This is a genomic window from Streptomyces sp. NPDC038200, from assembly GCF_055600785.1.
On sequence record NZ_JBVJYH010000006.1, the window covers coordinates 354,480 to 374,163 of the forward strand.

The 19,684-nt window shown below is 71.9% G+C and carries 21 protein-coding genes; 11 read left to right on the top strand and 10 right to left on the bottom strand.

What is annotated here, in order from left to right; genetic code table 11:
• Positions 1–4 precede the first annotated feature (4 nt).
• Together ACZ7KF_RS16065 and ACZ7KF_RS16070 are read right to left on the bottom strand one after the other, a co-directional pair.
• Positions 5–1,303 carry a M18 family aminopeptidase gene (locus ACZ7KF_RS16065; RefSeq protein ID WP_471074182.1) on the bottom strand — a complete coding sequence of 433 codons (1,299 nt, stop codon included), beginning with the start codon at positions 1,301–1,303 and terminating at the stop codon, positions 5–7.
• Between the two features lie 100 nt (positions 1,304–1,403).
• Positions 1,404–3,230 (bottom strand): acyl-CoA dehydrogenase, encoded by a 1,827-nt coding sequence (locus ACZ7KF_RS16070; protein WP_471074517.1) that lies wholly within the window; start codon positions 3,228–3,230, stop codon positions 1,404–1,406.
• A 267-nt stretch (positions 3,231–3,497) separates the two neighbouring features.
• Here ACZ7KF_RS16070 and ACZ7KF_RS16075 point away from each other — a divergent pair, with 267 nt between their 5' ends.
• From ACZ7KF_RS16075 to ACZ7KF_RS16100, 6 genes are all read left to right on the top strand, one after another.
• Positions 3,498–3,980 carry an SseB family protein gene (locus ACZ7KF_RS16075; protein WP_225824335.1) on the top strand — a complete coding sequence of 161 codons (483 nt, stop codon included), beginning with the start codon at positions 3,498–3,500 and terminating at the stop codon, positions 3,978–3,980.
• A 123-nt stretch (positions 3,981–4,103) separates the two neighbouring features.
• The gene (locus ACZ7KF_RS16080; RefSeq protein ID WP_471074186.1) at positions 4,104–5,075 is read left to right on the top strand and encodes a pirin family protein; all 972 of its coding nucleotides are present in this window, start codon (positions 4,104–4,106) and stop codon (positions 5,073–5,075) included.
• 244 nt (positions 5,076–5,319) lie between these two features.
• Positions 5,320–6,297: a magnesium transporter CorA family protein gene (locus tag ACZ7KF_RS16085; protein ID WP_471074189.1), complete on the top strand. Its 978-nt coding sequence runs from the start codon at positions 5,320–5,322 to the stop codon at positions 6,295–6,297.
• Between the two features lie 192 nt (positions 6,298–6,489).
• On the top strand, positions 6,490–7,023 hold the full coding sequence (locus ACZ7KF_RS16090) for a DUF5994 family protein (RefSeq protein WP_471074192.1): 534 nt from the start codon (positions 6,490–6,492) through the stop codon (positions 7,021–7,023).
• Positions 7,024–7,285: 262 nt separating this feature from the next.
• Positions 7,286–7,558 (top strand): hypothetical protein, encoded by a 273-nt coding sequence (locus ACZ7KF_RS16095; protein ID WP_471074520.1) that lies wholly within the window; start codon positions 7,286–7,288, stop codon positions 7,556–7,558.
• A gap of 212 nt (positions 7,559–7,770) precedes the next feature.
• A complete protein-coding gene (locus ACZ7KF_RS16100; protein ID WP_471074196.1) occupies positions 7,771–8,256 on the top strand; it encodes a DUF5994 family protein in 486 nt (161 codons plus the stop codon).
• 39 nt (positions 8,257–8,295) lie between these two features.
• On the opposite strand, the gene ACZ7KF_RS16105 is transcribed toward ACZ7KF_RS16100, so the two are convergent.
• The 7 genes from ACZ7KF_RS16105 to ACZ7KF_RS16135 all read right to left on the bottom strand — a co-directional run bounded on the left by ACZ7KF_RS16105 (position 8,296) and on the right by ACZ7KF_RS16135 (position 12,502).
• The gene (locus ACZ7KF_RS16105) at positions 8,296–9,564 is read right to left on the bottom strand and encodes an ATP-binding protein (RefSeq protein WP_471074199.1); all 1,269 of its coding nucleotides are present in this window, start codon (positions 9,562–9,564) and stop codon (positions 8,296–8,298) included.
• A gap of 210 nt (positions 9,565–9,774) precedes the next feature.
• Positions 9,775–9,930 (bottom strand): DUF6131 family protein, encoded by a 156-nt coding sequence (locus ACZ7KF_RS16110; protein ID WP_471074202.1) that lies wholly within the window; start codon positions 9,928–9,930, stop codon positions 9,775–9,777.
• 85 nt (positions 9,931–10,015) lie between these two features.
• Complete coding sequence (locus ACZ7KF_RS16115; protein ID WP_471074205.1) at positions 10,016–10,624, bottom strand: alkaline shock response membrane anchor protein AmaP; 609 nt, start codon at positions 10,622–10,624, stop codon at positions 10,016–10,018.
• A gap of 30 nt (positions 10,625–10,654) precedes the next feature.
• Positions 10,655–11,317 (bottom strand): DUF6286 domain-containing protein, encoded by a 663-nt coding sequence (locus tag ACZ7KF_RS16120; protein ID WP_471074208.1) that lies wholly within the window; start codon positions 11,315–11,317, stop codon positions 10,655–10,657.
• A gap of 52 nt (positions 11,318–11,369) precedes the next feature.
• Positions 11,370–11,777, bottom strand: a complete 408-nt coding sequence (locus ACZ7KF_RS16125; protein WP_471074211.1) for an Asp23/Gls24 family envelope stress response protein — start codon at positions 11,775–11,777, stop codon at positions 11,370–11,372.
• Positions 11,774–11,941, bottom strand: a complete 168-nt coding sequence (locus ACZ7KF_RS16130; RefSeq protein WP_471074215.1) for a hypothetical protein — start codon at positions 11,939–11,941, stop codon at positions 11,774–11,776. Before ACZ7KF_RS16130 ends, ACZ7KF_RS16125 begins: the two co-directional genes overlap by 4 nt.
• Positions 11,942–12,016: 75 nt before the next feature.
• Positions 12,017–12,502: an Asp23/Gls24 family envelope stress response protein gene (locus ACZ7KF_RS16135; protein WP_471074218.1), complete on the bottom strand. Its 486-nt coding sequence runs from the start codon at positions 12,500–12,502 to the stop codon at positions 12,017–12,019.
• A gap of 155 nt (positions 12,503–12,657) precedes the next feature.
• Between ACZ7KF_RS16135 and ACZ7KF_RS16140 the strand changes: the two genes are divergently transcribed.
• The 4 genes from ACZ7KF_RS16140 to ACZ7KF_RS16155 all read left to right on the top strand — a co-directional run bounded on the left by ACZ7KF_RS16140 (position 12,658) and on the right by ACZ7KF_RS16155 (position 15,477).
• A complete protein-coding gene (locus ACZ7KF_RS16140; protein WP_471074221.1) occupies positions 12,658–13,248 on the top strand; it encodes an RNA polymerase sigma factor in 591 nt (196 codons plus the stop codon).
• On the top strand, positions 13,239–13,913 hold the full coding sequence (locus ACZ7KF_RS16145; protein ID WP_471074224.1) for an Asp23/Gls24 family envelope stress response protein: 675 nt from the start codon (positions 13,239–13,241) through the stop codon (positions 13,911–13,913). The genes ACZ7KF_RS16140 and ACZ7KF_RS16145 overlap by 10 nt, the downstream gene beginning before the upstream one ends.
• On the top strand, positions 13,910–14,287 hold the full coding sequence (locus tag ACZ7KF_RS16150; protein ID WP_471074227.1) for a hypothetical protein: 378 nt from the start codon (positions 13,910–13,912) through the stop codon (positions 14,285–14,287). Before ACZ7KF_RS16145 ends, ACZ7KF_RS16150 begins: the two co-directional genes overlap by 4 nt.
• A gap of 125 nt (positions 14,288–14,412) precedes the next feature.
• Positions 14,413–15,477, top strand: a complete 1,065-nt coding sequence (locus ACZ7KF_RS16155) for an AI-2E family transporter (RefSeq protein WP_471074229.1) — start codon at positions 14,413–14,415, stop codon at positions 15,475–15,477.
• Here ACZ7KF_RS16155 and ACZ7KF_RS16160 read toward each other — a convergent pair.
• Entirely contained in the window at positions 15,429–17,594 is a 2,166-nt protein-coding gene (locus tag ACZ7KF_RS16160; RefSeq protein ID WP_471074231.1) for a SpoIIE family protein phosphatase, read from the bottom strand. The two genes, ACZ7KF_RS16155 and ACZ7KF_RS16160, sit on opposite strands and share 49 nt — an antisense overlap.
• A 233-nt stretch (positions 17,595–17,827) precedes the next feature.
• Between ACZ7KF_RS16160 and aspS the strand changes: the two genes are divergently transcribed.
• Positions 17,828–19,591, top strand: coding sequence for an aspartate--tRNA ligase (gene aspS / locus ACZ7KF_RS16165; protein ID WP_471074234.1), 1,764 nt, complete (start codon positions 17,828–17,830; stop codon positions 19,589–19,591).
• The last annotated feature ends 93 nt before the right edge of the window (positions 19,592–19,684 follow it).

Here is a 19,684-nt window from a genome sequence, read left to right on the forward strand (position 1 = left end):
CCGACTAGCCCTCCAGGAAGGCTGTCAGAGCGTTCGCCAGCAGGAACGGGTCGTCGGCACCGCACAGTTCGCGGACGCTGTGCATGGAGAGGATCGCCACGCCGATGTCGACCGTGCGGATGCCGTGCCGGGCCGCGGTGATCGGGCCGATGGTGGTGCCGCACGGCATGGAGTTGTTGGAGACGAAGGTCTGGAAGGGGACGTTCGCCTTCTCGCAGGCCGCGGCGAACACCGCGCGGCCGGAACCGTCCGTGGCGTAGCGGTTGTTGACGTTCACCTTGAGGATCGGACCGCCGTTGACCCGCGGGTGGTGCGTGGGGTCGTGCCGCTCGGCGTAGTTGGGGTGCACGGCGTGGCCCGTGTCGGAGGACAGACAGACCGTGCCCGCGAAGGCACGCGCCCGGTCCTCGACCGATCCGCCGCGCACGAACACCGAGCGCTCCAGGACGGACCCGAGGAGCGGGCCGTCCGCTCCGGTGTCCGACTGGGAGCCGTTCTCCTCGTGGTCGAAGGCGGCGAGCACCGGGATGCGGGTGAGGGGGGTGCCGGAGGTCGCGGCGGCGACGAGGGCGGCGGTGCCGGCGTGCACGGAGAGCAGGTTGTCCATGCGGGGGCCGGCGACCAGCTCCCGGTCGCGGCCGAGGTAGGCCGGCGCCTCCACCGGGTGCACCATCAGGTCCCAGCCGGTCACCGAGCCCGGGGTCAGCCCGGCCTCCTGCTCCAGGAAGGAGATGAGGTCGCCCTCCAGCACGTCGTCGCCGAGGCCCCACACGGGCTGGAGATGGCGCTGCTTGTCGAGCTTGAGCCCTTCGGCGCTGACGGACCGGTCCAGGTGGATGGCGAGCTGCGGCACGCGCAGCAGTGGCCGGTCCACGTCGACGAGGACGGAGGAGCCGTCGCGCAGGGTCAGCCGGCCGGCCAGGCCCAGGTCGCGGTCGAGCCAGGAGTTGAGCAGCGGGCCGCCGTAGATCTCCACGGCGACCTGGCGCCAGCCGTGCGCCCCGTGGTCCGGCCGCGGCTTGACCCGGAGGTTCGGGGAGTCGGTGTGCGCGCCGATGATGTGGAACGGGGTGTGCGGTTCGGCGCCCTCGGGCACGTACCAGGCCACGATCGCCCCGCCGCGCAGCACGTACTTGCCGCCGCTGGTGCCGTCCCAGGCGTCCGTCTCGGCGACCTGCCGGAAGCCTGCCTTCTCCAGCCGCTCGGCGGTGTTCGCCACGGCGTGGTACGGCGACGGGCTCGCCGCCAGGAAGGTCATCAGGTCGTCGGTGTGGCCGCGGTCGAAGCGGGAAGCTGCGCTCATGGGATTCACCTTAACGACGTGCACGGGCCCGCTCCCGGAAAGAGAGCGGGCCCGTGCGAGGAATCGACGGGGACGTCCGGAACGTCCAGGACGGCGTCGCCTAGAACGCGGCCTCGTCCAGCTCCATCAGGTCCAGCTCGACGTTGCCGGCGATCTTGCGGGCCAGCGTGACGCCGGGCAGGACGTTCGCCGCGAAGAACTTCGCCGCGGCGATCTTGCCGGTGTAGAACGCCTTGTCCTTGGCCGAGGCGGTGGCCAGCTTCTCGGCGGCGATGGCGGCGCCCTTGAGGAGCAGGTAGCCGACGACGACGTCGCCGGAGGCCAGCAGCAGGCGGCTGGTGTTCAGGCCGACCTTGTAGATGTTCTTGGTGTCCTGCTCGGTGGCGGCGAGGTCGGTCAGCATCAGGCCGACGATCGCCTCCAGCTCCACGGCGGCCTTGGCGAGGTGCTCGCGGGCGCCGGCCAGGTCCTCGCCGCCGGTGCCGAGGGCCAGGAACTTCTTGATGTCCTCGGCGAGGGAGTTCAGCGCGGCGCCCTGGTTGCGGACGATCTTCCGGAAGAAGAAGTCCTGGCCCTGGATCGCGGTGGTGCCCTCGTACAGGGTGTCGATCTTGGAGTCCCGGATGTACTGCTCGATCGGGTACTCCTGCAGGAAGCCGGAGCCGCCGAAGGTCTGCAGCGACTGGGCGAGCTGCTCGTAGCCCTTCTCCGAGCCGTAGCCCTTGACGATGGGCAGCAGCAGGTCGTTCAGCGCTTCCTCGGCGGAGGCGTCCTCACCGTTCGCCTCCTTGATCTGGATCGCGTCCTGGATCGAGGCGGTGTACAGCACCAGGGCGCGCATGCCCTCCGCGTACGCCTTCTGCGTCATCAGCGAGCGGCGCACGTCGGGGTGGTGGGTGATGGTGACCTTGGGCGCGGTCTTGTCCATGAAGTTGGCCAGGTCCGGGCCCTGGACGCGCTCCTTGGCGTACTCCAGCGCGTTGAGGTAGCCGGTGGACAGCGTGGAGATCGCCTTCGTGCCGACCATCATGCGGGCGAACTCGATGATGCGGAACATCTGGCGGATGCCGTCGTGCTTGTCGCCGATCAGCCAGCCCTTGGCCGGGTGCCGGTCGCCGAAGGTCATCTCGCACGTGTTGGAGGCCTTGAGGCCCATCTTGTGCTCGACGTTGGTGGCGTAGACGCCGTTGCGCTCGCCCAGCTCGCCGGTCTCGAAGTCGAAGAGGTACTTCGGGACGAGGAAGAGGGACAGGCCCTTGGTGCCGGGGCCGGCGCCCTCGGGACGCGCGAGCACGTAGTGGAGGATGTTCTCCGACATGTCGTGCTCACCCGAGGTGATGAAGCGCTTCACGCCCTCGATGTGCCAGGAGCCGTCCTCCTGCTGGACCGCCTTGGTGCGGCCGGCGCCCACGTCCGAGCCGGCGTCCGGCTCGGTGAGCACCATGGTGGAGCCCCACTGCTTCTCGGTGGCGATCGTGGCGATGTGCTTCTGGACCTCGTTGCCCTCCTCGAAGAGGATGCCGGCGAACGCCGGGCCCGAGGAGTACATCCACACGGCCGGGTTGGCGCCCAGGATCAGCTCGGCGTAGGCCCAGATGAGGGAGCGCGGCGAGGTGGTGCCGCCGATCTCCTCGGGCAGGCCGAGCCGCCAGTACTCGGAGTCCATGAAGGCCTGGTAGCTCTTCTTGAAGGACTCGGGGATCGGCGCGGTGTTGGTCTCCGGGTCGAAGACCGGCGGGTTGCGGTCGGCGTCGGCGAAGGACTCGGCCAGCTCGTTCTCGGAGAGGCGGGTCAGCTCCTCCAGGACGCTCTTGGCGGTCTCGACGTCCATCTCCTCGAACGGGCCGGTGCCGTACACCTTGTCGCGCCCCAGTACTTCGAAGAGGTTGAACTCGATGTCGCGGAGATTCGACTTGTAGTGCCCCATGGCGACGGCTCCGTAGAGAGATCGGCGAGGCACTGTCTCCTCGCACCTAGTTCACGTACCAACAAGTAGCTACGATGATGCTACCCGTCGGTAATAAGAAGCAACCCCTGCCGGACCAAGTGTGAGAAGGGTCTACTCCTCCGGGCCCCGGACGCCGCCCGTGAGCAGGGTCGCCGACCGTTCCGGCTGCCGGGCGAAGGGAAGGTGACCACCCGGTATCTCCACCGGCCGGGCCCCTCGATCCCCGCGCTCGGTACGCTTGCGCGCATGTACGGATACGGCCAGCCCATGGACGGCGGCGCGGCTCAGCAGCAGTACGCCCAGCCGCAGCAGCCGGGCGGTGTCGGCGGGTACGGCCAGCAGCCGCCGCTCTACCCGGAGCCGTCCCCGCCCTCGCTCGCCGACGCGGTGCGTGCGTTCACCACCGGTCAGATGGCCGCCGAGGACTTCCAGCAGATCTTCGCCACCTCGAAGGTGTACTGCCCGCGCGGCGACACCCCCGGCTTCCTCGCCCTGCACAACACCCAGCAGCCGGTGATCCCGATGTTCACCTCGCTGAAGGAGCTGCGCCGGTACGCGGGCAAGGAGTCCAAGTACTTCGTCATCACCGGCGCCGAGGTGATCGACCTGCTGCCGACCGGCTACGGCTTCGTCCTGGACATGGAGGGCGAGCACCGGATGGTGTTCGACGCCAAGGCGGTCGAGCAGATGGTGGACTTCGCGATGCGCCGGATGTACGGCGGCGGCTGATCCCCCCTTTCGTCGTGGGGCTGTTCGGGTGACCCGGAGGGAATGTCCTCCGGGTCTTCGTCGTTCTGGGTGGCAGAAAGTTCAACGCTCAACTAAAGTGGGCGTACCAAGGAGGTACCCACCATGCCTGCAGTGACCGTCGAGAATCCGTTGACGCTGCCCCGTGTGACCGCCCCCGTCGACGCCGTGGCACGCCCCGTGCTCGCCGTCACGACCGCTCCGAGCGGTTTCGAGGGTGAGGGCTTCCCGGTGCGCCGGGCGTTCGCGGGCATCAACTACCGCCACCTCGACCCGTTCATCATGATGGACCAGATGGGTGAGGTGGAGTACGCGCCGGGCGAGCCCAAGGGCACCCCCTGGCACCCGCACCGCGGCTTCGAGACCGTCACCTACATCATCGACGGCACCTTCGACCACCAGGACTCGCAGGGCGGTGGCGGCACCATCACCAACGGCGACACGCAGTGGATGACGGCCGGCTCGGGCCTGCTGCACATCGAGGCCCCGCCGGAGTCCCTGGTCATGTCCGGCGGGCTCTTCCACGGCCTCCAGCTGTGGGTGAACCTCCCGGCCAAGGACAAGATGATGGCCCCGCGCTACCAGGACATCCGCGGCGGCAACGTCCAGCTGCTCACCACCCCCGACGGCGGCGCGCTGCTGCGTGTCATCGCCGGCGAGCTGGACGGCCACCAGGGTCCCGGCATCACGCACACGCCGATCACGATGATCCACGCGACCCTGGCGCCGGGTGCCGAGATCACCCTGCCCTGGCGCGAGGACTTCAACGGCCTGGCGTACGTCATGGCGGGCCGCGGCAGCGTCGGTACGGAGCGCCGTCCGATCCACCTGGGGCAGACGGCCGTGTTCGGCGCCGGTTCCTCGCTGACCGTCCGCGCGGACGAGAAGCAGGACGCGCACACCCCGGACCTGGAGGTCGTCCTCCTCGGCGGACAGCCGATCCGGGAGCCGATGGCCCACTACGGCCCGTTCGTGATGAACACCAAGGACGAGCTGATGCAGGCCTTCGAGGACTTCAAGAAGGGCCGCCTGGGAACCGTTCCGGCCGTGCACGGGATGTCCGAGGGCGGCCTGTAGGACCCGCCGGGACCGCGTGCGGACGAGTCCGGTCCGGAGCCCTCGCGCGCGAGGGCTCCGGACCGGACTCGTCCCCTCGGTCTCCTGCTGACGGTCGGGGTCGGTGAGCCGCGGGGATCTTCCCTGCGGGCCGGAGTCGGCGCGCATGCGGGATGTGCCGCCCGCCGGTGATCTGCCAGAGCCTGCCGCGCTGGTAATCGGGACGAAACGGGATGACCGAGGCGCGAGAGACTAGCCTCGGGCCATGGTGACGCGTACCCGGCTGTATCACGACGGCACTCTCGTCCTGGAGGACTTTCCCGCCCGTGACGTCTCCGCGCATCTCGCCGACCCGGCGTCGGTCCTGTGGCTGGACCTGTACCGGCCCGGGCCTGCCGAATTGAGCATGCTCGGCCAGGAGTTCGGCATCCACGAACTGGCCCTGGAGGACGCCGCACAGCGTGGGCAGCGGCCGAAACTCGACCGCTATCGCACCCACGAGTTCCTCAGTGCCTATGCCGTGACCGTCAGCCCGGACAGTGCGGAACTGGCGTACAGCGAGATCGCCGTGTTCCTCACCGGCCAGGCCGTGATCACCGTCCGCAAGGACGACGGTCTCGACATCGAGGACGTCGTCGCCCGCTGGGACGAGAGCCCGGATCTGGCCGGCCATGGTGTCGGATTCCTGCTGCACGGTCTGCTCGACCATCTCGTGGACGGTCACTTCGCCGCGGTCCAGCAGCTGGACGACGGCATCGAGGAGCTGGAGGGTCTGCTCTTCGTGGCCGGGCGCCGTGAGATCGAAGCCGTGCAACGCCGGGCTTTCGCACTGCGTAAATCGCTCGTCCGGCTGCGCCGCGTCGTGCTCCCGATGCGCGAGGTGGTCAACGCGCTCATGCGGCCCGGCCTGCACGTGATCACCGAACCTCTCGTCCCGTACTACCAGGACGTCTACGACCACGTGCTGCGCGCCACCGAATGGACCGAATCGCTGCGGGACCTGGTGGCCTCGGTCATGGAGACGAACCTCTCGGTCCAGGCCAACAGCATGAACCTGATCATGAAGAAGGTGACGAGCTGGGCCGCGATCATCGCCGTGCCCACCGCGATCACCGGCTACTACGGCCAGAATCTGCCCTATCCCGGTTTCGGCCGCCAGTCCGGATTCATCACCTCCGCCGCCGTCATCGTGACCCTGTCCGTGCTGCTGTACGCCACGTTCAAGCGCAGGGACTGGCTCTGACCCGGCGGCGCCGGTGCCGGCGACCAGGCTCCGGAGGCAGGAAAATACCTGGTCAACCCCGGCTTTTCGGGCCGGTGGGCGGAGTAGGGTGAAGAGACCGGGAGTTCTTCGCGTACCGCTCCGCCGCGGGTGCCGTTTCCGGTGATCGATGATGCCGGGCCGCACCCACGGGCCCGGGGACAGGTCCGCGCCATGCCCGTGACCATTGACCGTACGACATCGAGCAGGCGCGCGCCGCCCCAGCCGGCTCGGCTGTCCCTGGCGCCCGCACCGGGCGGGCTGGACGGCATGTGGTGGCCTCGCTCCCGTGCCCTCACCCGTGAGCTGCCCACCCTGACGGCCGCACTGGCCGGACGGTGGGGCCGCGTCACGGGTGTCACCGTGCACCCGGCGTACTGGCCCGTCATCCCGCACTGGGTGTCCGTCGCCGGGCGTACCGTGCGGGTGGGCTGGTCCACCGAGGCCCAGGATCCGCACAGGCTGACCCTGGACTCCACCGACGGCCGCCGGGACGTGCTGGTGATACCGCCGGAGACCGGCGCGGATGCCGCCGCGCGGCTGATGGCGGGCGACGGCAGGGACGCCCCGGCCCGGGAGGAGGCGGCGGACAGCGCCGATGCCCGGATCAGCGAAGAAGGGTGGGAGACCGACGGCGGAGCGGGTCGGCCGTCGTCCCTGCCCCGGCCATCGGCTCGACAGGGCCGTCTCGCCGGTCGGCGGAGGTGAGGGAGCCATGACCGCCGTCGCCGTGGCCGTGCTGCTCGTTCTGATCGCCGTCGGAGTCGTTCTGATCCACCGGCTCAACGGTCAGCACGCCGAACGGATCGCCGCCTTCCGCTACAGCGATGTCCTGCCGGGGATCGGGCGTCGGCCCCGTCGGCACCGTTGGCCGGCGGTGGACGCCACCGGGCCGACGCGTCCCACCGCGACGGCGACCGCGGAGGACATCGACCGCGGCTCGGCCGTGGGCAGCAGAGGAAGGCGCGTCATGGCGATATTGCGAGACCGGAAGACGTACCGCGAGAGGATCATGCGGGCTCTGTACGAGGCCGCCGAAGGCAATCGCCTCCTGGGCGTCGACGGGGCGAAGCTCCGCACCGACCTCGGTATCCCCGAGCAGGACATGGCCGCTGCCTGTATGTACCTGGCAGGTGAGGGCTGGGTCGTCGTGGACTGGGGAAGGGGCAACACGCCCGCGATGATCACGCTGACGCACCAGGGGATCCGGCAGATGGAGACGGAGGAGGAGGGGCGTGGCTGAGCCGCCGCGTCGGTCTCCCGGACCGGAGCGAACCTTCGCGAGGATTGCTCGTGCCGGATTGATCCCTTTGGCGTAATGTGGAAAGCGGGTCGGCGCACGCTCACGTGCGATGACTCGGAAGGGCGGCTCCGGCGGGTATACGCCGGAGCCGTTGGCCGTATCGCGGTCGCACGCTCTGCGGTCGCCCTGCTCCCAGCGGACGGGCGGACACCATGGCCGACTCCGACACCCCCGACCTCCCCAGGCTCCTGCCGGATGCCGTCCACCGGTCGGTGAAACCCGGGACGGCCCTGCTGAGGCTGGAGACGACACACGCGCGCGAGGGAATCCTGGACGGCGCGTGGTGGCCGCGGTCCCGGGACATCGCCGCCGAACTCCCCTCGCTGATCACCGCGCTGACCGAGCATCTCGGGCCTGTCACCCGGGTCGGTCTGGACGGCAGTGCCTGGGACGAACTGCCGACCCGGGTGATGGTCGAGGGTCGCGTCGTGCACATCGACTCCTTCCCGGTCGGCGACGACACCGTCCTCGTCACCCGAGGCGACCGGGACCATTTCTCCCTGATGCTGGTCCCCCCGGACACGCCGCCCGACGCGGCACGCGCCGCGATGGCCAGGGCCGTACGGGCCGACAACGTCACCGAGGCCCGACAGATCCTCGTCGACACGGGCGGCGACACGCCCCCCGCGCCGGCCTGACCCGTCCGTCGCGGATCGACTCCCCCGTCGGCCCGGACGCTAGATGCGGGCGAACGTCTCCGTCTGCTGGGCGAACTCCCGGGCCATGGCGGCGCTGACCGTGGGCTTGGTGCCGCGGATCGTGTCCAGGTAGTCGCCGGTGGTGGGGGTGGTCCGGGTCCCGGTGTCGAAGGTCCGCTCGAACTGGGCCTGGGAGACGGTACGCGCCGCATGGGCGATGTCCGCGGGGGTGAACCCCTCGCTGGCGGACGCGAGAACCGCGCTGTCGGCCTGCGCGCCCGAGCGGGCCAGGTAGCTCTCCCACAGCGCGGTCCTGGCGGTGTGGTCGGGAGGGCCGATCGGCAGCACGTAGTCGAAGCGGCCGTGTCGCAGGAACGCGGAGTCGAGCGTGGTCACGTTGTTCGTGGCGCAGACGAGCAGCCGTCCGTCCTGGCCGCGGAACCGGACGATCGCCTTGAGCAGTTCGTTGACGACACCGACAGCGGTCGCGTCCGCGCCGCCGCGTTCGCCGGCGATCTCCTCGACCTCGTCGATGAAGACGAGGACGTGGTCGAGCCGGGCGATCTCGTCGAAGCGCCGGTTCAGCCCGGACGCCAGGCCGTACTCGGCGGCCAGACGGGCGGGGAACAGTTCGAGGAAGGGCCATCCCAGGCGGCTGGCGATGGCGTGCGCGAACGTGCTCTTGCCGGTCCCGGGCGGGCCGAACAGCATCACCGCCCGTGGCAGTTCCACTCCGTGCAGGGCGGCCAGTTCGGGATGGGCCAGCGGCAGGACCAGGCGCCGTTCGATGAGCTGCTTCTCCCGTTGCATGCCCGCGACCCGCTGCCACAGTCCCCCCGGCGGCAGCTCCGCTCCGAGCGAGGACAGCGTGCCGGCCGACTGCGGGGTCACCGGCCCGCGCTTCTCGAAGAAGACCAGTCCGGGGCGGGCGCCGAAGTCGCAGTTGCGCAGGGCGGTGGCACCGGTCTCGCCCTCGGGCAGGACGGCGTGCACCGCCCGGACGCCGACGGCGAAGAGCCGTTGCTCCAGGGCGGTGATCAGGGCACTGCCCAGCCCGCGCTGCCGCCAGCCGGGCGCCATGCAGATCCGCAGGATCCATGCCCGTTCGCCCTCCACCCTGCTCACCGCGGCGCCGATCAGCACGTCGTCGGCCGTGGCCACCACAGCGGGGTGGCGGTCCTGGAGGGCCGTCACGGCGTCCGAGAGCGGGAAGAGCGGCGGCTCCTCGGTCGTGCCGCTCTCCAGGTCGACCCGGATCAGCGCCTCGAGATCGTCCCGGGTGTAGTCCCGGACCCGCCAGCCCGTCATGATCCGCTCCGCGTGTGCGGCCGTACTCCCGTCATCGGCCGATGCCCGCGGGGCGGTCGCGGCACATCGGCCACGAGTCCGCCCTGAGGGCACGGATCGGCCGTGGTGGGATCGGGCCGGGGTGCCGGTCGCGGTGCCGGCCGGGCCGAGGGACTCGTCGGTGCGGCCCGCCCGCGGCCCGGGATGTCGCCCTTCGGTGCTCTGCCCCGGTCACCAGTAGTGGCGTCGGCCGGCGACGGCGTGTCCCATCGCGCCGAGGATCCACAGGATGGCTCCGACGACCAGCAGGATGATCCCGATGGTCCACAGGATGGATATGCCGGTCAGGAAGCCGATGACGAGCAGGATGACGCCCAGGATGATCATGATCTCTCCTCGGGGAGTGGTGCTGTTCCCCCGCGAACCGCAGTGATCCGCAAGGGTGTTGGTGCGGGAACGGCCGGTCTCCTCCTTACTCCACGCGGTGCGGCCTGTGGCGGGTGACCCGCAGGCGGACCTCGGTGGGCGGGTCGGGGAGGCCGGTGGACCGGCGAGCGGTGCCGAGCGGGCCTTCGCAGAGGGCGGCGAGCGTCGCGCCGGGCGCGCCCTCGGGGGTGAGGGTGAGGCCGACGTGGGTGCGGTGGTGGGCGGGTCGGCCGGTGATGTGCACGGCCGCGTGGTCGACCCCTGGCAGGGCACCGGCCTCGGCCGCGATCGCGTCGCTCAGTGCGCGGTCGCGCAGCTGGACGCCTTCCGGCGGGGGTGTGCCGCCGACGGGCAGGGAGCCGGGGCGGTGTCGGCTCGGCTGGGCGAGCAGCCACCACAGGGCGAGCAGCATGGTGAGGGCGAGGGCGGCGATGACCGCGGGCCACCACCACCAGCCCTGGCTGCTCCAGCGGGCCCGGTCGGCGGAGCCGAGCAGGACGTCGGCCGGGCCGGTCAGGGGCCAGCCGGCGGGCGGGACGAGATCGCGCCGCCGGTAGAGGTCGAGCCCGGCGAAGAGGATCAGCAGTCCGCCGCCGAGCAGAACCAGTCCGGCGAGGGCCAGCAGACTGCGGTTGAGTGCGGATCGCGGCGTCATGGTGCGGGCTCCCGGGGGTGCGGTTGTCGGTCAGTCGGTGCGTCGCCGCACGCGTACGACGATGCGGGGAGGGCGAGCGAGGGCCAGCCGGTCGCGTTCCTCGCCGAGGACGGCGGTGAGGTCGTCCTTCACCCGCTGGGGGTCGCGGAAGCGGACGTCCGCGCGGGCTCTGATGCGGTGGCGGCCGACCCGGACGTGCGCCGCGCCGACTCCGGGGACCCGCATCGCGGCGTCACGCAGCAGACCGGCGGCGCCGTCGCGGTCCAGGAAGGCCCGCACTCGGGGGCAGCCGGCGGGGGAGCGCAGGGGCAGCCGGCGGCGCTGACCGGGGGTGAGGGCCAGGACGATCAGCCAGACGCCGACGGCGGCGGCCACGGCGGCTCCCGTCAGCATCCACACGTCGTCCACCGGGCGGGTGGCCAGTTCGTCGGCCAGCCGCCGTCGCCAGGCCGCCGCGGGACGTCCCGCCCGTACGGCGACGACGTCGACCAGCGCCGCGACCGCGGCCACGAGGATCACGGCGGCGACCAGTGCCGCCGTGATGCGACGCGCGGACCACTCGCGGTGGGTCCGGTGCCCTCCGTCGCCCTCGGCGGGTGGGAGATGCGCGCCGGACGCGTCGCGTTCGGGCGGGTCGGGCTCCTTCGCCAGCGGCACGGCGCCGCGGCCGGGAGCACCGGGGTCGGATGTCATCGCGCTCGCCCTTCCGCCGCGGCGGGCCCGGTGCCCCGGGCCGCGTGGCCGCTCACCGGACCCGCCCCCGGCTCGCGTCGGCGGCGGTCACCAGCCGCCGGATCGTGAGGACGACCTCGCCCACCCGCAGCCCGGTCAGCTGGGCGACCCGTTCGGCGACGTCCCGCTGGATCCGCTCGCAGACACGGGGGAGGTCGGTGGGGTAGGGCAGGTCCATGGTCAGATGCAGACGCACCGATCCGGTACGGACCGCGGCGGAGGCACTCGGCGTCACCGGTCCGCCGCGGTCGGGCGGTACGGCGGCGGACCGGGCCTGGGCCGTGCGTGCGGCCTGGGCGGCGATCCGGGCGACCACCCTGTCGGGGATGACGGTGGCGCCTCGTTCGGCCGGGGGCGGCAGCCCGGCGGCCGGTGCCGGCGGGTTCGATCCCTCGCCCGGGGGAGCGGGCCGGGTCCTCACCGCTGCCTCCGTGACCGGAAGTCGAGGTCGCCTTGCAGGACGAGGCCCACGATCAGCCCCGCCGCGCCCAGGACCAGGACCAGCAGAAAGGCCCAGAAGCCGCCGAAGTATCCGGCGAAGCCCAGGGCCATACCGGCCGCGAGGCCCGTCGTCGCTGTGTTCATCTCGCACTCACCCGTCTCGCGCACGTGCGTCGCCGTGCGCGCGATCACCCGCGCCCGGTCGGGGCACGGGGTGGATCACCGCACGCGGCCCTCGTCCGGTTCGGTCTGTTCCTCCTCGTCGGGCAGGTGGACGTCGTCGACGGCGATGTTCACCTCGACGACCTCCAGGCCCGTCATCCGCTCCACGGCGCTGATGACATTGGTGCGCACGCCGCCGGCGACGTCGACGATGGAGACGCCGTACTCGACGACGACGTCCAGGTCCACGGCGGCCTGCCGCTCACCGACCTCGACCTTCACTCCTCGTGTGACGGCCGCCCCGCCCCCGCCCGGGACGCGTTCCCGCACGGCGCCGAAGGCGCGGGCCATTCCTGCGCCCAGGCTGTAGATGCCCGGTACCTCGCGGGCCGCCATGCCCGCGATCTTGGCCACCACGCCGTCGGCGATGGTGGTCTTCCCCCGTGTCTCGGCCGGAGCCCCGGCCCCGGTGCGGCCCGTGAGCGCGCTCACGCCCGCCTCGGGCCGGCTTCCCCCGCCGACGCTGGTGATGTTGTCCGTCATGGCGGTCGCCTCGATCGGTCGCTCTGGCACCGGTGCGGCGCCCTTCGAAAGGTTGGACATATCGGGCGCCGCGTTCCTCACGGGCGTGGCGTGTGATGTGCATCACATGTGCTCGGCCGGGTACACGGACGGCCCGAGCCTCGTACGAGGGCGCCATGATCGAAAGCGCTGTTCCCTCATCGCCGGGCCGCGACCCGAGGGGACGCGACCTGCCGGACGGCCTGCTGGCCGTGCGGGCGGCCGAGGGGGACGAGGACTCCTTCGCCGTTCTCGTCCAGCGGCACGGCCGCCCCCTCCTCGCCCTGGCCCGCTGCATGCTCGGCAACCCCCAGGACGCCGAGGACGCTGTCCAGGACGCCTTCGTCAGCGCCTGGCGGCGGCTGCCGGAATACCGCCACAGCGCGGAGTTCCGCACCTGGATGTACCGGATCACCGTCAACCGCTGCCAGACGATGCGCCGGCGCCGGCCGCCGCCCCTCTCGCTGGACGCCGTCGCCGAGCCCGCGGCGGCAGACACCTGGAGCCAGCCCGCCCGGTCCGCCGAGCAGGAGGCGGCCACCGCCGCCCTGTCCCGCGCACTCGGCGATCTCGACGCCGGGCAGCGACTCTGCTGGATCCTGCGGGAGGTGCAGGGCCTGTCCTACAAGGAGATCTCCCATGTGACGCGGACCAGCGAACAGACGGTGCGCGGCAGACTGTTCAGGGCACGCCGATCCTTGCAGGAGGCGATGGGCCCATGGCGCTAGACGACCCGCACGCGCGGCCTTCCGGACCTCTCGGAGCCGACGGGACCGGCTCCGAGCCGGGTGCCGCCGACGTCCCCCCGTTCGCAGGCGACGAGGTCCTGCTCTGCGGCCGGCTGCTGTCCCGGGTCTGGGAACAGGCCCGGGACGCGGCGCCGGCCGTGGACCCGCACCGCCTCTCCTGCCCTCACTGCCGCGAGGCCGCCGAGGGACTGGCCGCGGTGGACGCCGCCACCCGAGCGCTGCGCGCCGAGGACCCGCCCGGCCTCCCCGCACTCGCCGACCGCGTGATGGACATCGTCCGGGCCGAGGTGCGGCTCGGGCGGCTGCTGCCCCTGGCCGACCCGGACCGTGAGCTGCGCATCGCCGAGAGCGCCGCGGCGAAGGTCCTGCGGCAGGCCGCGGACACGGTCCCCGGCGCCAGGGTCGCGACCTGCCGGATCGTCCTCGTGGGCGAAGGCACCGGCGTGCGGGTGACCATGACACTGGCCGCCGCTCTCGACCTCCCCCTGCCCGACCGGGTGCAGCAGGTGCGCCGGTCGGTCCTCCACTCGGCCGGACAGGACCTGGGGCTCGCCGTGACGGCCGTCGACATCGCCGTGGTCGACATCCTGCGGCCGGAACCGCCCCTCCGTCCCGGCCTCACGCCCGTCGGCGGTACGAGATGACCGTCGTCCACCCGCCCACGCTCCTCGGCGCCGCGGCCGGGGCGGCCCTCGCGGTTCCCGGCGTGGCGGGCCTGCAACCCCGTCTCTCGCACCGCCTGGCGGCAGCCGCCGCGCCCGTCCGGACGGACGCCGCGCCGGACCGCGCATCTCCCCAGGCGGGCGTCCGCGTCGGCCGGTCGCCGGACGGTTCGGGCTGGCACATCGAGGTGCGCTGCGTCCTGTCCGGGGGCCGGCGGGCGCTGGACGTCGCCCAGAACGTCCACGACCGCGTGGGGGCCGCCGTCGTCTCCCACCTCGCCGCCCGCGATGCCGTGGAGCGGGTCACCGTCCAGGTCACCGTGACCCGTGTCGCCACCCGGCCCGACGTGGCGTGAGTCCGGCAGCGCGTTCCCAGCCACGGCTCACAGGGGCGGGCGGCCGAGCCGCGCCGGCGGCCGGCTCTCACCCGCCCGGCCCCGTGCCGCAGGACAGCCGACGGAGTTCATGATCCGCTGGGCTCGTGCGTCTGCTGCCCGATTCCGTTCGCCGCCTCGCCGCCTGGTGCGTGGTGCTGCTGCTGATCGCCGGGGTGGGCTGGGTCGGGGTGCGGCTGTGCGCGGAACTGCGGACGGCCGTCACACCGGTGCTGCTCGCCCTGCTCGGCACCGCGCTGCTGGGGCCGCTGTACCGGCGGCTGGTGGGGGCGGGGGTGCAGCCGTCGGTGGCGGCCGGGCTCACCTGTGTCGCCGTGGTGGCCGTCGTCGGCGGCGCCGTGTACATCGTCGTCGCCGCGCTCGTCGACAACGGCGGGCAGATCGCCGACTCGCTGCGGCATGCCGCCAAGGGCGTGGCACGGCACTTCGGGGCCACCGGGACCGGCCTGGACGACCTCGCGGCCAACGCGCGCGAGCTGCTGGGCAAGTTCGGCGGGACGGCCGTGTCCAACGTCATCAGCGGCGTCGGTGTCGTCGCCGAGAGCATCGCCATGGCCGTGCTCGCGCTGCTGCTCGTCTTCTTCTTCCTGCGCGACTCCCACCGCGCCATGAGGGCCCTGTGCTCCCTCGCGCCCGGCGGCACCGCCGCCACCCTGGAGGCCATCGCCCGGCGCGCCTTCGCGGCCGTGGAGGGGTTCATGCGCGGGACCACCTTCATCGCCCTCATCGACGCCCTGTGCATCACCGTCGGCCTGCTGATCCTGCGGGTGCCCGGCGCGGTCGGGCTCGGCGCGCTCGTCTTCGTCGGCGCGTACGTCCCCTACCTCGGCGCCTTCCTCTCCGGCGCGGTGGCCGTGCTGGTCGCCCTGGCCGACCGGGGCTTCGTGATCGCGCTGTGGGCGCTCGGGGTGGTGCTCGCGGTGCAGGTGCTGGAGGGGCACGTGCTGCAGCCGGTGATCCAGAGCCGGACCGTGCAGATGCATCCGGCCGTGGTGCTGCTGGCGATCACCGCGGGTGCCTCCGTGGCGGGCATCCTCGGCATGCTCCTCGCGGTCCCGGTGACGGCGGCGGCCTTCGGTGTCGTACGGGAGCTGAGGGAGCGTTACGCCGACACCTCCGAGGCGCCGGAGCCCGGGTCGCCGGGCTCGTAGAGCTCGAACCAGATGCTCTTGCCCTCGCCCCGCGGGTCCACCCCCCACGCGTCCGCGAGGAGTTCGATCAGCATCAGGCCGCGGCCGGAGGAGGCCAGTTCGCCGGGGCGGCGCCGGTGCGGCAGGTCGTCGCCGGTGTCGAAGACCTCCACCCGCAGCCGCCGCCCCGCCCCCTCGCCGATGACCTCGGCGAGCAGCAGCGCGTCGGCGTCGGTGTGCACCAGCACGTTGGTGACCATCTCGGAGACCAGCAGCACGGCCGAGTCCACCTGGTCCGCCGACACCCAGTCGTGCAGCAGCGCGCGCAGGTGCTGGCGGGCCTCGGCGATCCGGTCCGGCTCGGCCTGCGCCACCGACAGCAGGGTGCGCCGGGCCGTGAGCTTCACGGTGACGGTGGTGCCGCCGCAGCCGCAGCCCTCGCCCGGCCGGCACAGCAGCAGCAGTGCGATGTCGTCCTCGCGGCGGTCGGCCAGCGGGCCGGTGGTGTGGTGCGAGGACGGCCCGTGCACCGCCTGCACCAGCGCGTCGGCCAGCGACTCCAGGTCGGCCTCGCCGTCCTCGGGGTGGTCCTCCAGGATCGCGCGCAGCCTGCGCCAGCCGCTCTCCATGTCGTGCCCGCCGGTCTCGATCAGGCCGTCGGTGCACAGCATCAGCGTCTCGTCGGCCTCGAGCGTGAACCGGGTCGTCGGATAGTCGGCGTCCGGGTCGATGCCCAGCGGCAGCCCGCCCGCCGTCGGCCGCAGCATCACCGTGCCGTCCGCCATCCGGATCACGGGGTCGGGGTGCCCGGCGCGGGCGATCTCCAGCCGGCCGGTCGGCGGGTCGGCCTCCACGTACAGGCAGGTCGCGAAGCGCGGGTCGGTGAGGGAGTCGTCCGCGCGGGCGTGGGTGATGCCGTGCAGGAAACGGGAGGCGCGGGAGAGGACGGCGTCGGGGCGGTGTCCCTCGGCGGCGTAGGCGCGCAGTGCGATCCGCAGCTGGCCCATGAGGCCGGCGGCGCGCACGTCGTGGCCCTGGACGTCCCCGATGACCAGCGCGAACCGGCCGGAGGGCAGCGGGATCAGGTCGTACCAGTCGCCGCCGACCTGGAGTCCGCCACCGGTCGGGATGTAGCGGGCGGCCACCCGCATCCCCGGGATCTCGGGGCCCAGCGACGGCAGCATGGAGCGTTGCAGGCCGTCCGTCAGTTCCCGCTCGGTCTCGGCGGCACCGGCCCGGGACAGTGCCTGGGCGAGCATCCGGGCGACCGTGGTGAGGACGGCGCGCTCGTCCGGGGTGAACGCCACCGGGTAGGTGAAGGCGGCCATCCAGGCGCCCATCGTGCGCCCGGCGACCGTCAGCGGCAGGAACGCCCACGAGCGGCGGCCGAAGACCTGGGCGAGCGGCCAGGTGACCGGATAGCGCTCCTTGTACTCCTCCGGGGAGGACAGGTAGACGGCCTGTCCGGTGCGGACCACCTCGGCGGCCGGGTAGTCGGTGTCCAGCGGCATGTGCGAGAAGGGGTTCATGTCGCCGGGCTGGTGCCCGTGCTGGCCGGTGATGGTCAGCCGGTCGCCCTCGGCCCCGAACACCACGAGCCCGTCCGGGGAGAACCCCGGCATCGACAGGCCGCCCGCCACCCGCAGCACCTCGGCCGTGGACCGCGCCTCCGCCAGCGCCCGGCCCGCGTCCAGCAGGAACGCCTCACGGGAGCGCCGCCAGTCCCCGGTGACCGCGCTGCGGGCGGCGGGCGTGCCGGGGGCCGGCTCGGTCACCTCCTGGAGGGTGCCGATCAGCTCGTACCCTCGTCGCTCGGGGTCGTAGGAGGGTTTCGAACGGCTGCGGACGACCCGCAGGATGCTGCCGTCGCCGTCCATGATCCGGACGCGCACCTCGGCGAGGGTGCCCTCGGCGACGGCCAGCCGCACCACGCCGGTGATCTCGTTCCAGTCGACCGGGTGCAGCCGGGCCCGGGTCTGGGCCTCGGTGAGGGTGACCGGCTCCGCGGGAAGCCCGAGCAGTCGCGCCGCCTCCGCGTCCACGGTGACCAGCCCGGCGGCCGTGTCCCAGTGCCACAGCCCGGTCGCGAGGGCGGCGAGGACGTCCCCGACGGACGGCAAAGGCTCGCCTGTGCGCATTGCCCCACTTTATGAAGATCCTATTGATAAGTGCCACTGTAGGTAGTTCCGATGGGGCCGATATCCCGTTTGTGGGTATCTCCGAGGCGCGGTGCCCGTGTCGCCCCGCGGTAATGGTGGGGAGCCGATCTTGGCGTGCCCGGTACCCTTGATGGGTCCGGGCCCCGTGCCCGTTCCCGCCGGTCCGCAGAGCCGGCGGGAGAGAACCCCACCACGAAGGACGATGAACGACGATGCATCGGTACAGGTCCCACACCTGCGGCCAGCTCCGCGCCTCTGACGTCGGCACCGACGTCCGGCTGAGTGGCTGGCTGCACAATCGGCGCGACCTGGGCGGCATCCTCTTCATCGATCTGCGCGACCACTACGGCATCACGCAGCTCGTCGCCCGCCCCGGCACCCCCGCGTACGAGGCCCTGGACAAGATCTCCAAGGAGTCCACGGTCCGCATCGACGGCCGGGTTGTTTCACGTGGAACCGAGAACGTGAACCCCGACCTGCCCACCGGCGAGATCGAGGTCGAGGTCGCCGAGGTCGAGCTGCTCGGCGCGGCGGCCCCGCTGCCCTTCACGATCAACGCCGAGGACGGGGTCAACGAGGAGCGGCGCCTGGAGTACCGCTTCCTGGACCTGCGCCGCGAGCGCATGCACCGCAACATCATGCTGCGCACGGCGGTCATCTCGGCGATCCGCCACAAGATGACGGCGCTGGGCTTCAACGAGATGGCGACGCCGATCCTGTCCGCCACCTCCCCCGAGGGCGCCCGCGACTTCGTGGTCCCCTCCCGCCTGAACCCGGGCAAGTTCTACGCCCTGCCCCAGGCGCCGCAGCAGTTCAAGCAGCTGCTGATGATCTCCGGCTTCGACCGCTACTTCCAGATCGCGCCCTGCTTCCGCGACGAGGACGCCCGCGCCGACCGCTCGCCGGGCGAGTTCTACCAGCTCGACGTCGAGATGAGCTTCGTCGAGCAGGAGGACGTCTTCCAGCCGATCGAGCAGCTGATGACCGAGCTGTTCGAGGAGTTCGGCAACGGGCGGCACGTCACCTCCCCGTTCCCGCGGATCCCGTTCCGCGAGGCGATGCTCAAGTACGGCTCCGACAAGCCGGACCTGCGCGCCAAGCTGGAGCTGGTGGACATCACCGATGTCTTCGAGGGCTCCGAGTTCAAGGCGTTCGCCGGCAAGCACGTGCGCGCCCTGCCCGTCCCGGCCGTCCAGGACCAGCCGCGCAAGTTCTTCGACCAGCTGGGCGAGTTCGCGATCACGCTGGGCGCGAAGGGCCTGGCCTGGGTCCGCGTCGGCGAGGACGGCGCGCTGTCCGGCCCGATCGCGAAGTTCCTCACCGAGGAGAACGTCGCCGAGCTGACCAAGCGGCTCTCGCTGGCCCCCGGCCACGCCGTGTTCTTCGGCGCGGGCGAGTTCGACGAGGTCTCGAAGATCATGGGCGCGGTCCGTGTCGAGGCCGCCAAGCGAGCCGGCCAGTTCGAGGAGAACGTCTTCCGCTTCTGCTGGATCGTCGACTTCCCGATGTACGAGAAGGACGAGGAGACCGGCGCGATCGACTTCTCGCACAACCCCTTCTCCATGCCGCAGGGCGGCCTGGAGGCCCTGGAGACCCAGGACCCGCTGGACATCCTGGGATGGCAGTACGACATCGTCTGCAACGGCGTCGAGCTGTCCTCCGGCGCGATCCGGAACCATGAGCCGGAGATCATGCTCAAGGCGTTCGAGATCGCCGGCTACGACCGGGAGACCGTCGAGGAGAAGTTCGCCGGCATGCTGCGCGCCTTCCGCTTCGGCGCCCCGCCGCACGGCGGCATCGCCCCCGGCGTGGACCGTATCGTCATGCTCCTCGCGGACGAGCCCAACATCCGCGAGACGATCTCCTTCCCGCTCAACGGCAACGCCCAGGACCTGATGATGGGCGCGCCGACGGAGCTGGAGGAGGCGCGGCTGCGTGAGCTGCACCTGACCATCAGGAAGCCGCAGCCGAAGTAGGCGACTCGCCGGTGCGCGCCGATCTGTCCTGACACGCTCTCGACGATCGGCGCGCACAGCCGTCTCCGGGCCCGGTGACAGCTTCCGCCCCTA